The organism is Candidatus Accumulibacter phosphatis (assembly GCF_000024165.1).
In the GTDB taxonomy this organism is placed as follows: Bacteria; Pseudomonadota; Gammaproteobacteria; order Burkholderiales; family Rhodocyclaceae; genus Accumulibacter; species Accumulibacter phosphatis.
In genome coordinates this window covers 4,508,963-4,522,378 of the sequence record NC_013194.1, presented here as the reverse complement: position 1 = coordinate 4,522,378, position 13,416 = coordinate 4,508,963, and the positions used below count along the sequence as shown (strand labels likewise).

Genomic DNA, 13,416 nt, shown 5'->3' with positions numbered 1-13,416 from the left:
GAGCCAGCTTCTCAATTTGTCCAGGACAGATATATGTCTCACCTGCTAGCCCTCAGCTTCGCCGATGCTGCTCCGACCCTGCAAAACGCTTGTCCACGGCTTGCAAGCCTCGTTGACCGGAACCTGGCCAGGAGCATTGCCAAGGAGCTAGACACTGCGTCTTCGGCCCCGGCACGCCGGTCGACCCGTCATGTCCTGGACAGCCCGCAAGCCCCGGGGCTGACCCGCCTGCGTTCTCTGCTGCTGCCGGCGGTCGTGCTCTCGGTCGTTTTTGTCCTCGCGTCGCCCGCCTTGGCCGCCGACTCCTGCCCAGCTCTCCTCAACCACAGCTTCCCTTCGCTGCAGGACCAGAAGCCGCAATCGCTCTGCCAGTGGCAGGGCAAGGTACTGCTGGTGGTGAACACGGCCAGCTACTGCGGCTTCACCTCGCAGTACGACGGTCTCGAGAAACTCTACGCCCGGCTCAGGGATCGCGGCTTGGTCGTCGTCGGCTTTCCGTCGAACGACTTCGGCGACCAGGAGCCGGGCAGCAACAAGGAGATCGCCGAGTTTTGCCGGCTGACTTACGGGGTGCAGTTCCCGATGTTCGCCAAGGCCACCGTCGTCGGCAAGAACGCCAGCCCGCTGTATGCGCAACTCGCCAAGGCGTCCGGCGACGCGCCGCAGTGGAATTTCCACAAGTATCTGATCGACCGCAGCGGCACGCGGGTGCTGAGCTTCGGCAGCCGCGTCAAGCCGGACGACCGGGAACTGGTCGCCAGGATCGACGAGTTTCTCGGCAAGTAGGAATCCGGCTGCCACTCTCACCGATCACCCCGCGAACCCCGATAGCCCATTCTTTCGCTTCCCCGGAGAACATGCCATGAACGCACCAGACAGATTCTTCCTCGCCGATGTGCAGGCCAGTGCCGACCAGCGCCAACTGGCGATCCACAAGGTGGGAGTGAAGGGTTTGCGCTACCCGCTCGCCCTGCTCGACGCCGAGGGCAAGGTTCAGCACACGGTCGCCCAGGTGGCGATGTCGGTCGGCCTGCCGCCGGAGGTCAAGGGAACGCACATGTCGCGCTTTGTCGAGATCCTCGAACAGCAGCGGGCGCCACTGAACGTCAATCGCCTGTTGCGCATGTTCGAGGACATGCTGCTGCGGCTCGACGCCAGCAGCGGTGAGATCGAACTCGCCTTCCCGTACTTCATCAGCAAGGCGGCGCCGGTATCGACCGTCGAGAGTCTGCTCGACTACGACGTGCGGATGATCGTCGCCAAGCGCGCAGGGCAGGCGGCCGAACTGACGCTCGAAGTCGTGGCGCCGGTGACCAGCCTCTGTCCGTGCTCGAAGGAGATCAGCGAGTATGGTGCGCACAACCAGCGTTCGCACATCACGATCATCGCCAGGCTACGTTCGGGGATGACGCCCGACGAACTGGTGCGGCTGGCCGAGGAGGAAGCGTCGTGCGAGGTCTTCGGGCTGCTCAAGCGGCCGGACGAGAAGTGGGTGACCGAGCGTGCCTACGACAATCCGAAGTTCGTCGAGGACCTGGTGCGCGACATCGCCTTGCGTCTGATGAGCGAGCCGCGCATTGCGCAATGGACGGTCAAGTCGGAGAACTTCGAATCGATCCACAATCATTCTGCTTACGCCGAGATCAGCGGCGACAACGCCTGAACCGGGAGGATCCGAGGATGTATCGACCACAATCAGCGCAGCGCATCGCCGTCGTCGGTGCGGGTATTTCCGGTCTGGCGAGCGCCTGGCTGCTGTCGCAGAGACACGCGGTGACGCTCTACGAAGCCGGCGATTATCTTGGTGGGCACACCAACACCGTCGATGTGACGCTGGATGGCGTGTGCCATCCGGTCGATACCGGTTTTCTCGTCTACAACACGCACACCTACCCGAACCTGACGGCGTTGTTCGCCCATCTGGGCGTCGCCAGTGTGGAGACCGAGATGTCCTTTGCGGTCAGTCTCGAAGAGCCCGCGATCGAGTGGGCGGGGAGCAGCCTGGCGACCGTCTTCGGGCAGAAGCGCAATCTGCTGCGCCCCGATTTCTGGCGCATGCTCGCCGACATCCTGCGCTTCAATCGAGAAAGCGTCGCGTGGATCGAACAGCATCCGGACTACGGCGGCAGCCTGCGCGAGTTTCTCGCCGCCGGTCGCTACTCGCGGCCCTTTGCCGAGTGGTACCTGTTGCCGATGGCGGCGGCGATCTGGTCGTGCCCGGCCGGGCAGATGCTCGACTACCCGCTGGCCAGCTTCGTGCGTTTCTGTCGCAATCACGGCCTGCTGCAGGTCTTCGACCGGCCGCTCTGGCGCACCGTCAAGGGCGGTGGTCGCGAATACGTGAGGAAGTTGGCGAGCCACCTCGCCGACATCCGCATCGCCACGCCGGTGCGCGGCGTGCGGCGTACCGACGATGGCCTGCAAGTCATCACCGATGGCGCCGTCGGCCACTACGATCAGGTCGTTCTCGCCTGCCACAGCGACCAGGCGCTGGGCCTCCTCGCCGATGCGGCGACGCCTGCCGAGCGCCGCCTGCTCGGGGCGATTCGCTACGAGCCGAACCGTGCCGTGCTGCACAGCGACGCTGCATTGCTGCCACGCAATCGGGCGCTGTGGTCGGCGTGGAACTACCTGTCGAGTGCTCAGGAACTCGACCGCCGTCCGGTCAGCGTCTCCTACCTGATCAACCGTCTGCAGCCGCTGCCGTTCAAGACGCCACTGATGGTCTCGCTGAATCCGCAGCGCGAGCCGAAGGCGGAGTCGGTGATCGCCGAATTCGACTACGAGCACCCGATTTTCGACGGCCCGGCGATCGCTGCTCAGCGCGAGTTGCCGGCGCTTTCCGGGACGCGCGGGGTGTGGTTCTGCGGCGCCTGGAATGGCTATGGCTTCCACGAAGACGGGCTGAAATCGGCATTGCAGGTGGCCAACGGCCTGGGCTGCCATGCTCCCTGGCAGGGCGGCGAAGCGGCGGCGGCGCCGGCGCCCGCTTTCCGGCAGAAGACGGAACTCGCCGCATGAACGCGACGCCGGCTCGCCTCTTCTTCGGACAGGTCATGCATCGTCGCTTGCGGCCGGCGGCCAATCGTTTCGTCTATCCGGTGTACTTCTGTGTGTTGCCGCTCTCCGGCGTCAGCCAGTCGGCGAGCGCGCTGTTCTCGGTCAATCGCTGGAACCTCTTCAGCTTCCACTTCGCCGACCACGGTGCCCGCGACGGCTCGCCGCCGCTGCCCTGGATACGACGTCTGCTGGCGCAGGAGGGCATCCGTGCCGACGGCGAAGTCTGGCTGCAGTGTTTCCCGCGCGTTCTCGGTTTCGTCTTCAACCCGATCAGCCTGTGGTTCTGCCACGACCGCGCGGGCGACCTGATCGCCGTGCTCGCGGAAGTGAACAATACCTTCGGCGAGCGGCACAACTACCTGCTCGCGCATGCCGATGGCCGGCCGATCCGCGACGGCGAGACGCTGGAGCGCAGCAAAGTCTTTCATGTTTCGCCGTTCATGGCCGTTGCCGGCCACTACCGCTTCCGCTTCCATGCGCGCGCCGGCGAAGACGGCATGGCCACCTGGCGGCTGGCGCGCATCGATCACGGTGACGCCGCTGGCGACCTGCTGCATACGGCGATCTCCGGCAACGCCGAGCCGCTGAGCAGCGGTCCTCTGCTGAAAGCCTTCCTCCGTTTCCCGCTGATGACCCTGGGAGTGGTACTGCGCATTCACTGGCAGGCACTGAAACTGTGGGTCAAGCGCGTTCCCTTCTTTACCAAGCCTGAACCTCCACTTGAGGAGACGTCGCGATGAATGCCATGGAATCAACCCTTTCATCATCCCTTGCCCTGCCGGGCACGCGTGCGCGCACGCCGCGTAGCGCCAGGGTCGTGCTCGCCCTGCTGGAACGGATGGAGCACGGAACGCTGGAACTTCGTCTGCCCGACGGATCGCAGCATCGCTTTGGCGAGGCGGGGCACGCGCCGGGGCACGCGCAGGGGCACGCACACGCGACGCTCGATGTCGGTGCCTGGTCGATGTTCGACAGCGTTGTCGAACGCGGCGATGTCGGCTTTGCCGAGGCGTGGATCGCCGGCGACTGGCACAGCCCGGATCTCACCGCGCTGCTCACCCTGCTGGCGAACAATCGCGAGAGTCTGGCGCAGGCGGTTTATGGTCAATGGTGGGGCCTGCTGTCGGCGCGCCTGCGCCACTGGTTCAATGCCAACACGCGCGCCGGATCGCGCCGCAACATCATGGCGCACTACGACCTTGGCAACGACTTCTACCGGCAATGGCTGGACCCGACGATGAGCTATTCGAGCGCTCTCTACTCGAGCGACGCACCGCGCTCGATGGCTGCCGCGCAACTTGCCAAGTACCGGCGCATCCTGAGTCGTCTCGACTCTCGGCCCGGGCAGCGCGTGCTCGAGATCGGCTGTGGCTGGGGCGGCTTCGCCGAAACCGCGGCGCGCGAAGCCGGGCTCGAGGTCGTCGGCCTGACGCTCTCGCCGGCGCAACTGGAATTTGCGCGCGAGCGCATGCAGATCGCCGGGCTGGAACGGCAGGTGACCCTCGAGTTGCGCGACTATCGCGAACTGGCCGGCGAGCCGTTCGACCACATCGTTTCGATCGAGATGTTCGAGGCGGTCGGCGAACGCTGGTGGCCGACCTACTTCGCGACCCTGCAGCGGCTGCTGGCGCCCGGCGGGCGAGCCGTCGTGCAGAGCATCACCATTCGTGACGACCTCTTCGCGCGCTACCGTCGTGGGACCGATTTCGTTCAACAACATGTTTTCCCCGGCGGCATGTTGCCGAGTCCCTCGGTTTTCCGCCGGCAGGCCGCCAGGGCGGGGCTGGTGGTCGGCGACGCCTTCGCTTTCGGGCGCGACTACGCGCGCACGCTGGCCGAGTGGTCGGCCAATTTCGAACAGCGCTGGCCGACGATCGAAACACAGGGCTTCGACGAGCGCTTCCGCCGCCTATGGTGCTTCTATCTGGCGTATTGCCAGGCCGGTTTCAACAGCGGCTGCACCGACGTTCTGCAGGTCGAACTGGCGCACGCCCGATGAGAACGCTGATCGCCCTGCTGTTCCTTGCCTGCAGTGGCCTGGCGCAAGCCCTGCCGGAAGCGGTGCGCAAATCCGAAGCCGGTTGGCGGCAGTGGGGGAGCGGCGAAATGAGCTGGCTCGGCTTCTCGCTCTACCGCGCCACTCTGTGGGTCGTCGGCGAGCCGACGCCGACCCTGCCGGCGACTTCGCCTTCGGCGCTGCAGCTCGACTATTTGCGCGACATCCCGCGCGACCGGCTGGTGCAGACCAGTGTGGATGAAATGCGCCGGCTCGGCGCCAGCGAGGCGCAGTTGCAGCGCTGGGAGCCTGAGCTGCGGCGCGTTTTCCCCGACGTCAAGGAGGGCGACAGCATCATCGGTGTGCATTACCCGGGGCGCAGCGCTGCCTTCTACCACCGCGGCCGGGCGACCGGCGAGGTGGCGGATGCCGAGTTCGCGCGCCTGTTCTTCGCCATCTGGCTCGACCCGCGCAGCCGCAGCCCGAGCCTGCGCTCGGCGCTCCTCAAGCGGCCGGAGATCTGACCGTGCCTCCCGCCCAGGGCGTGACGCTCCCCAACCGGCAGTTGCTCGCCTACGGCGCACTCGGCTTGCCGCTGGCCATGGCGGCACTGCCGGTGTACGTGCATGTGCCGCGCCTGTACGCCGAATCCGCGGGCATGAGCCTGAGCCTGCTCGGCTCCTTGCTGCTGGCCGCACGCCTGCTCGACGCGGGCATCGATCCGCTGCTCGGCGGCTGGAGCGACCGGACGGCGAGTCGGCAGCGGCTGATCGTTCTGGCCCTGCCGTGCCTAGCACTGGGCATGCTCGCGCTGCTGCACCCGCCGGCAGTCGCGGCGCCGTTGTGGCTGCTCGCATCGATGCTGTGCACCTACTTCGGTTTCTCGCTGGCCAGCGTCGCCTATCAGGCGTGGGGCGCCGAACTCGGCCGCGATGCCGGCGAGCGGACGCGGCTGACGGCCAGCCGCGAGGGCTTCGGCCTGATCGGCGTCGTTCTCGCGGCAGCGCTCCCGGGGCTGCTGGCTAAGGATCTCGCCCAGGGACTCTCCGGGTTGGCGCAGCTTTTCCCCGTGTTGTTGCTGTTCCTGGCGAGTTGGACCCTGCTCGGCACGCCGCCGTCGGCCGCGCGCCTGCCGGCGAGCGGCGGCTTGCTCGGCAACTTGCGTGCTGTCCTGAACGATGGCCGCTTTCGCCGCCTGCTGGCCGTTTTCGTCGTCAACGGCATCGCCGCCGCCTTGCCGGCAACGCTGGTCCTCTTCTACGTCGCCGATGTGCTGCAGGCCGAAGCCTGGAGCGGTGCCTTTCTCGCGCTCTACTTCGTCAGCGGCGTCGCGTTTCTGCCGCTGTGGGTCGTCTTCGCCAGGCGTTTCGGGCGCGTGCGCACCTGGGTCGCCTCGATGCTCGTCGCCGTTGCCTCATTCGCCTGGGCCTGGGGATTGGGTGCCGGTGACGTCTGGCCGTTCGCCGTCGTCTGCCTGCTTTCGGGGGCGGCGCTCGGTGCCGACCTGACGCTGCCGGCAGCCTTGCTCGCCGACCTCTGCGAACGTCCGGCGAGCGATAGCGTCGCGGGCGGCGGTTCGGCGCAGGCTGGCGCCTACTTCGGCTGGTGGAACCTGGTCGCCAAGCTCAATCTGGCGCTGGCCGCCGGCCTGTCCCTGCCGTTGCTCGACCTGGTCGGCTACCGGCCGGGGGTGGCGGCGACGACGGCCGGTCTCGCCGCCGTCTATTGCCTGCTGCCGCTGGTCTTCAAGTCCATCGCCGCCGTCCTCGCGTGGCAATGGCGCAGCACTCTGGAGGTCTCTCGATGAAAACCCTGTGGCTCGCCTGCTTCACTTGCGGAATCCTCGGTCTCGGCGGTTGCGCCGGCACGCCGGTCGATCGTTACCAGGCCCAGCAGCCGGCGCTCGATCTCGCCCGCTACTTCAACGGCACGATCGACGGCTGGGGAATGTTCCAGGATCGTTCGGGCGAAGTGATCAAGCGCTTCCATGTCGTCATCGACGCCAAGTGGGAGAAGCGTGACGGGGTCGATGTCGGGACGCTCGACGAGAACTTTGCGTGGTCGGACGGGACGACGTCGCGGCGGGTGTGGACGATTACCCGCGTCGATGCGTCGCGCTACGTCGGCCGGGCCGACGACGTGGTCGGCGAGGCGCAGGGCGAAGCGGCCGGCAACGCGCTGCGCTGGCGCTACGTGCTCGCCCTGCCGGTCGATGGCCGCGTCTGGAACGTCGACTTCGACGACTGGATGTTCCTGATCGACGACAAGGTGATGCTCAACCGCTCGGCGATGCGCAAGTTCGGCTTCCACCTCGGCGAGGTGACGCTGAGCTTCACGAGGCGGTAAAGCGATGAATCCACGCATTACCGACTGGTCGGGAAAACGCGTCTGGCTGCTCGGCGCCTCGACGGGCATCGGCGCGGCGCTCGCCAGCGTGCTGCTGGCGCGTGGCGCGCGCGTGGCGTTGTCGGCGCGCAACGCCGCTCGCCTGGCGGAGGTCGCCGCTGCCGGCGGTGGGCAGGCGCTGGTCGTTCCCTGCGATGCCGCCGACGAAGCGAGTCTGCGCGCTGCCTGGGACGCCGTGCTCGCCGAATGGGGCGGTGTCGATGTCGCCCTGTACGTGGCGGGCGACTATCTGCCGATGCGCGCCTGGGAGCTCGATATGGCCAAGGCGCGGCGGATGATCGACGTCAATTTCGTCGCCGCCGTCTCCTTCGCGGCCTGCGTCGTGCCGCAATTGCTGCGTCAGGGCAACGGCCAGATCGGTTTCGTGGCCAGCGTCGCCGGTTATCGCGGCCTGCCGAAGTCGCTGATCTATGGTCCGACGAAGGCCGCGCTGATCAACTTCGCCGAGTCGCTGTACCTCGATCTGCAGCCGCGAAACATTGGTGTGCGGGTGATCAATCCGGGCTTCGTCGCAACGCCGCTGACCGCGCAGAACGATTTCGCGATGCCGGCGCTGCTCACTCCCGAGCAGGCGGCGCTGGCGACGATCGCCGGTCTTGCCGGCGGCGCATTCGAAATCCACTATCCGAAGCGTTTTACACGCGTGATGAAGTTGCTGGCGCATCTGCCATACCGCCTCTACTTCCCGCTCGTCCGCGTTCTCGGCGGCGCCAAGGGGAGTTCAGGATGAGCAGTACGACTGCCGTCGACGCTCTGGTCGCCTTCTTCGAGGGCTTGTGCCTCGAGACAGTGGTCCGTTTTCCCGAGTACTACGCGGACGATGCGTATTTCAAGGATCCGTTCAACGAGGTGCGCGGCGTCGCGCCGATCCAGCGCATTTTCACGCACATGTTCGGTCAGGTTGACGAACCACGCTTCGTCGTCCTCGAGCGCGTGGTCGCCGACAACGGCGCGTTGCTGGTATGGGAACTGCACTACCGGCTGAAGGGCTCGCGGAAGACGGCTGCGCCGCAAGTGATTCGCGGGGCGTCGCACCTGCGCTTCGACAGCGCCGACAAGGTGACCTGGCACCGCGACTACTGGGACGCCGCCGAAGAACTCTACGCCAGACTCCCCGGAATCGGCTGCTTGATGCGGCTTCTCAAACGTAAGCTGGCGGCCTGAACCCGCGCTGTGGTCGGCAGGCGGTGCCGCCCGGTGAAAGTCCAGCCGCGCACGGGAAGCGGAGGTTCATGTTGCAGCCGCCCACATTCAAGCTATCGGACTTGGCGCGCGACCTCGTCCTTCACCCGCTTGACGGCGGAGGAAGCCATCAAGCCTCTGCGTACGCAGGGATATGCCAAGGATGTGCTGCCCCGGGAGCAGCAGGTCGGCAGTGCATCCGTGAGGGGTCGCGGTGGCGTCCGGTGCTCAAGGGCAAACCCCAGGAAAAGTCCCCGAAACCGAGGCCATCTTCGCCAATATCCGGGAACATGACCGCGCTCACTACGCGCCGAGCAGCCTTCTCGCCAACACCGACTGCATATCACGACGCCCGTCAGCAATCAGATAGATGATGACTTGGCTGCCTGTGACACGGTAGATCACGCGGTACGGCTTGAAGAAGATCTGGCGGTACTCTTTGATGCCGAGGCCGACCAGTTCCTTCGGGTAGCCGCCGCGCTCCGGAAACCTCGACAAGCTCTCCACGGCCTCCATCAACTCATCCAGTACGTAATTGGCGTTGGCCACGCAGTCGACTTCGGAGATGTAGTCGTGGATGGACTCCAAGTCGTGCTCCACGCCCTCGGTGAGCAAAACCTCGAACTTGGCTGGTGCGCCTGCCATCAGGCAGTGGCTCGCTTGGCGCGCAGACGGGCGACGACATCGGCCACGGGCTTGAGCTTGCCAGCGGCCACATCCTGGTTGCCGAGTGCCAGGATTTTCAGCAAGGCCAGCGTTTCTTGGGTCTCTTCGAACGAGGCCACGTCCTGCAGGACGGCCTTGGCCTCACCGTTCTGGGTGATGATGAGGGGCTCACGCTGCTCAGCGAGGTGCCTCAGGACTTCGGCAGCGTTGGCCTTGAGGTAGCTGATCGGCTTGACTTGAGATGAGTAGCGCATGGCAGTGCTCCTGAGTCGTTTGAGACTGAATATAGTCTTTATATGGTCTTATCACAAGAGGCCTGAATCGGGCAGGTGGGTGCCATCAACGAGTTGTTGAAGGCGATGGGCCAGCCAGCAGCGTCACCAGTCGCCGACAACGGCGCGTTGCTGGTATGGGAACGGCACTACCGGCTGAAGGGCTCGCGGAGGACGGCTGCGCCAAAAGTGATTGCCGAGGCGTCGCATCTGTACTTCGACAGCGCCGGCAAGGTGACCTGGCACCGCGACTACTGGGACGCCGCCGGAGAACTGTACGCCAGACTCCCGGGAATCGGCTGCTTGATGCGGCTTCGCAAACGCAAGCTGGCGGCCTGAGCCTGCGCTGCGGCCGGCAGGCGTTACAGTCAGTTCGCGCGGATAGGGGGCTCGGCGAACGCGAGCACGACTTGCCGGGTCATCGCCGATTTTTTCTCGATCCGGGCGATGACGGCGCCGATCTCCGCGGCCAGGACTTCCTTTTCGAGCGGTGCGGCCATGTGAAAGCCCAGCCGCGCATAGTTGCATGTTACCGAGCAGCCGTTGACCGGACTCATGAGGTCTTTCTCCTCTTCGGCCCACGCGGCGGCGCCGAGAGGCGAATCATCGCTTTCATGGGTTGCCGGGACCCAATCCGAGACTGACGCTACTTCAGGCGAGCTCCTATACGCTCGCTGGTGCCGTTGGTTTCCCAATCCATTGTTCAAACCCCGCCAATGGCAATGGCTTGCTGAACAGGTAGCCTTGATAGGCGTGGCAGCCGCTCTCGGCGAGAAAATTGCGCTGTTCTTCGGTTTCCACTCCCTCGGCGATCACCGCCAGCCCAAGACTCTCTGCGAGGGCGACGATCATCTTTGCGATCGCTGCATCGTTGGCGTCGGTGAGCACCTCGTTGACGAAAGACTGATCGATCTTCAGTTGATCAAGCGGTAGGCGCTTCAAGTAAGACAGCGACGAATAGCCGGTGCCAAAGTCATCGAGAGAGAAGCCCACGCCCCTGGACTTGAGCAAGGTCATTTTGGCGATGATGTCCTCCACATTGCTTACCAGCAGGCTCTCGGTCAGTTCCAGCTTTAGCCTCTGCGGATTCGCGCCGGCGTCAGCGAGCACGGCCAGTACCTGATCGACGAAGTCGGTCTGGCGGATCTGATGGGCGCTGACATTCACTGCGACGGTAAGCTGGGCCATCTCGGGCTGTGACGCCCAGGTCGCCAGTTGGGCGCAAGCGGTCTCCAGCACCCATTGGCCCAACGGTAGGATGAGCCCGGTCTCTTCGGCCAGCGGAATGAACTCGGAGGGAGGCACCATGCCTCGGCGGCTATGATGCCAGCGGAGCAAGGCTTCGGCGCCCGTCAGGCGATGGCTTTCGCCAACGACCTGGGGCTGGTAATAAAGCTGGAATTGCCCCGCCTCGACTGCTTCGCGAAGGTCAGCCTCCAGCGCAACGCGGCTGGTTATCGCGGCCTGCATTTCCGGATCGAAGAATCGAATGGCGTTGCGTCCCGAGTCCTTCGCCTGATACATGGCCAGATCGGCCTGTTTCAGCAGTTCATCGACATTTGTCGAATGAGCCCCGAAGAGCGTGATGCCGATACTCGCCGTGCAGTGATAGTTCAAGGCATTGCGCCTACCGAGTTCGGCGTCGAATACAAGCCGGTACGGGCAGTCGAGCGCGGCGAGAATCTTCCCTGCCACTGCCTCGACCTGCGCAACAACCATACTGTCTGCGGCGAGGTCCTGGACCATCACCACAAATTCATCGCCACCGAGACGGGCCACCGTGTCGCACTGACGAACCGAGGATTTCAGGCGCTGCGCCACCTCAGCGAGCAGGCGGTCGCCCACGTCATGGCCTTGTGTGTCATTCAGAGCCTTGAAATTGTCGAGGTCGATAAACATGATTGCGCCTTGGTTCCGGCTGCGCGTACTGCCGGCCAGCACGTGACCCAACCGATCCAACAACAGCCGGCGGTTGGGCAACTGGGTCAGCGGGTCGTAGAAAGCCAGCTTGTGCAATTGATCTTCCACCGCCTTGCGCTGAGTAATGTCGATATGCGTAGCGACATAATGGGTGACAAGACCGCCTTGTCCTTTTACGGCGGAGATCGTGAGCCAGACGGGATACACCTCGCCATTCTTCCGCCGGTCCCAGACTTCGCCTTGCCATGCTCCGCAGCGCTGGACGGTCTCCCACATTGCATCGTCAAGGGCGGCGTCCTCGCGACCTGACGTGAGCATAGTCCGCTTCCGGCCCACGACGTCCTCGGCCGAATAGCCGGTCTCTTCCACAAACGCTCGATTGACCCGCAGGATCACGCCATGGGCATCGGTGACCATCATTCCCTCTTGGGAATCGAAGGCGATGGCGGCGATGCGAAGTTCCGCTTCCGCTCGGCTGCGCTCGGCAATTTCGCGATTCAACTCCTGGTTGGCTGACTCCAATCTCGCTGTACGTTCAAGAACCCGCTGTTCCAACTGTTCATTGAGCTCGCGAATGCGCATCTCCTCGGCCAAGCCTCGATCCATTACTCCGCGCGCCAGAACCCAAGCGCCGCCAAATACCAGCAACCAGACGGCGAGCAGGATGGCCAGCGCCTGAACCAGATTCCTGTTCGCCGCCGCGAGCAGATCTTGCTTCGATACGCCAACCACGACATGCAGCCCCACTTCGGGAAACTCGGGCAATGTGCTGACTGCCCATATCCGCGACACACCGCCAAACTCGAGATCCTCGCGTACCGCCCCAGCCGTTTGCTCCCGGGCAAATCGAAACAACGGCGAATCCGCAATCGACCTGCCACGCAACTTCTCGGTGTCGGGATGCCACGTAAAAACTGTTCCCTTGTTGTCCACCAGGGCGATCACTGCATTTCTTCTTGGCAGAGTCCGCGAGCGGGATTGCATGGTCTTATCCAGGTCCAGCGATGCGAGCAGAATAAACTTCAACTCGCCCATCTTGTTCCGCGCAGCATAGGCGATCTGTAGCACCGCGGTTCCAGTCAGGCGGCCGAAGGCCGCCTCGACGGCGAGTGGATTACCAGGGTTGAGGGCGTTCTGGAAATAACGCCGGTCGGCGAGGTTCATCGTCCTGCCACTGCGCAGCGAATCGCAGAACAGGTCGCCGCTCGGCTTTATCGTGAGTATCCCCGTGTACTGAGGATATTCGTTGAGTACGTCGGCGAGAAAGGCGGAGCAGGCCGCCTGGTCCCGCGTATCGAGCTCCGGCGCGCGCGCGAGTCCATAGTGAAGCTGGGCGGTGGCCCGAACTATATCCTTGAGATCCAGCGCAATCTCTTGCACTGACGCCGCCAGGTCTTCGCTCGCACCGGAAATCTCCGTATCACGGCGTTCGATAAACTGGATCCCAGCCACCAGCGCAGGGATCAGCGTCGCGAACAGGATCAGGAGCAAAAGCCGAGCGCGGATGCTCACAGGCCCCCCTCATCACTCGCCTCATCTATGCTGTTATCCGATCGTCCCTCGTTCTTTGCGACTGAGTTCCTCGCCAACGAACAGTGATCAGCCAGAAGCGACCGCCGGGGATCGGCCATGGCAAACCGGGTAACGACGGCGTCAATGGACAAGGCGACGGGCATGGCCTGACGCAGGGCCGGATCTCCCTTCAGAGTACCACCTTGCTGCATTAATTCAGTCGCTAACATAATCGCCTCAAAATCATAGCCTATTCCCAATCACTCTACACGATCGAGAGATCTCATCATCGGCCGGACTACTGTGGGACCCCTCGGTCCGTAACCCAAGATCATGGATTCCCGACCGTCTCGTACTGACCGGATGCGCACAGTCGATTCGAGGTCCCGGCGGGGAGCTGAA

Annotated in this window: 15 protein-coding genes; 11 read left to right on the top strand and 4 right to left on the bottom strand. The window is 64.3% G+C overall.

The annotated features are described in order from the left end of the window. Positions 1–219: 219 nt before the first annotated feature. The 10 genes from CAP2UW1_RS19655 to CAP2UW1_RS19610 all read left to right on the top strand — a co-directional run bounded on the left by CAP2UW1_RS19655 (position 220) and on the right by CAP2UW1_RS19610 (position 8,626). A complete protein-coding gene (locus CAP2UW1_RS19655; RefSeq protein WP_041568751.1) occupies positions 220–786 on the top strand; it encodes a glutathione peroxidase in 567 nt (188 codons plus the stop codon). Positions 787–862: 76 nt separating this feature from the next. Further along, complete coding sequence (folE2, locus tag CAP2UW1_RS19650; RefSeq protein ID WP_015768372.1) at positions 863–1,663, top strand: GTP cyclohydrolase FolE2; 801 nt, start codon at positions 863–865, stop codon at positions 1,661–1,663. A 17-nt stretch (positions 1,664–1,680) separates the two neighbouring features. After that, on the top strand, positions 1,681–3,021 hold the full coding sequence (locus tag CAP2UW1_RS19645; protein ID WP_015768371.1) for an NAD(P)/FAD-dependent oxidoreductase: 1,341 nt from the start codon (positions 1,681–1,683) through the stop codon (positions 3,019–3,021). Further along, entirely contained in the window at positions 3,018–3,800 is a 783-nt protein-coding gene (locus CAP2UW1_RS19640) for a DUF1365 domain-containing protein (RefSeq protein ID WP_015768370.1), read from the top strand. The genes CAP2UW1_RS19645 and CAP2UW1_RS19640 overlap by 4 nt, the downstream gene beginning before the upstream one ends. Further along, positions 3,797–5,059, top strand: a complete 1,263-nt coding sequence (locus CAP2UW1_RS19635; protein WP_015768369.1) for an SAM-dependent methyltransferase — start codon at positions 3,797–3,799, stop codon at positions 5,057–5,059. The genes CAP2UW1_RS19640 and CAP2UW1_RS19635 overlap by 4 nt, the downstream gene beginning before the upstream one ends. Beyond that, complete coding sequence (locus CAP2UW1_RS19630; protein WP_015768368.1) at positions 5,056–5,580, top strand: chalcone isomerase family protein; 525 nt, start codon at positions 5,056–5,058, stop codon at positions 5,578–5,580. Before CAP2UW1_RS19635 ends, CAP2UW1_RS19630 begins: the two co-directional genes overlap by 4 nt. A 2-nt stretch (positions 5,581–5,582) precedes the next feature. Beyond that, positions 5,583–6,863, top strand: coding sequence for an MFS transporter (locus tag CAP2UW1_RS19625; protein ID WP_015768367.1), 1,281 nt, complete (start codon positions 5,583–5,585; stop codon positions 6,861–6,863). Next, positions 6,860–7,402, top strand: coding sequence for a DUF3833 domain-containing protein (locus CAP2UW1_RS19620; protein WP_015768366.1), 543 nt, complete (start codon positions 6,860–6,862; stop codon positions 7,400–7,402). The genes CAP2UW1_RS19625 and CAP2UW1_RS19620 overlap by 4 nt, the downstream gene beginning before the upstream one ends. A gap of 4 nt (positions 7,403–7,406) precedes the next feature. After that, positions 7,407–8,192, top strand: a complete 786-nt coding sequence (locus tag CAP2UW1_RS19615) for an SDR family NAD(P)-dependent oxidoreductase (RefSeq protein ID WP_015768365.1) — start codon at positions 7,407–7,409, stop codon at positions 8,190–8,192. Beyond that, positions 8,189–8,626: a nuclear transport factor 2 family protein gene (locus tag CAP2UW1_RS19610; protein WP_015768364.1), complete on the top strand. Its 438-nt coding sequence runs from the start codon at positions 8,189–8,191 to the stop codon at positions 8,624–8,626. The genes CAP2UW1_RS19615 and CAP2UW1_RS19610 overlap by 4 nt, the downstream gene beginning before the upstream one ends. Before the next feature lie 321 nt (positions 8,627–8,947). Here CAP2UW1_RS19610 and CAP2UW1_RS19605 read toward each other — a convergent pair whose 3' ends face one another. Then, a complete protein-coding gene (locus tag CAP2UW1_RS19605) occupies positions 8,948–9,289 on the bottom strand; it encodes a type II toxin-antitoxin system RelE/ParE family toxin (RefSeq protein ID WP_015768363.1) in 342 nt (113 codons plus the stop codon). Further along, complete coding sequence (locus tag CAP2UW1_RS19600) at positions 9,289–9,564, bottom strand: type II toxin-antitoxin system Phd/YefM family antitoxin (RefSeq protein ID WP_015768362.1); 276 nt, start codon at positions 9,562–9,564, stop codon at positions 9,289–9,291. Before CAP2UW1_RS19600 ends, CAP2UW1_RS19605 begins: the two co-directional genes overlap by 1 nt. A 75-nt stretch (positions 9,565–9,639) precedes the next feature. On the opposite strand from CAP2UW1_RS19600, the gene CAP2UW1_RS19595 reads away from it, so the two are divergent. After that, positions 9,640–9,921: a hypothetical protein gene (locus CAP2UW1_RS19595; RefSeq protein ID WP_015768361.1), complete on the top strand. Its 282-nt coding sequence runs from the start codon at positions 9,640–9,642 to the stop codon at positions 9,919–9,921. A 29-nt stretch (positions 9,922–9,950) separates the two neighbouring features. On the opposite strand, the gene CAP2UW1_RS19590 is transcribed toward CAP2UW1_RS19595, so the two are convergent. Both CAP2UW1_RS19590 and CAP2UW1_RS24150 read right to left on the bottom strand, forming a co-directional pair. Further along, the gene (locus CAP2UW1_RS19590; protein WP_041567936.1) at positions 9,951–10,139 is read right to left on the bottom strand and encodes a hypothetical protein; all 189 of its coding nucleotides are present in this window, start codon (positions 10,137–10,139) and stop codon (positions 9,951–9,953) included. A gap of 106 nt (positions 10,140–10,245) precedes the next feature. Continuing rightward, complete coding sequence (locus CAP2UW1_RS24150) at positions 10,246–13,014, bottom strand: bifunctional diguanylate cyclase/phosphodiesterase (protein WP_015768360.1); 2,769 nt, start codon at positions 13,012–13,014, stop codon at positions 10,246–10,248. Positions 13,015–13,416 lie beyond the last annotated feature (402 nt).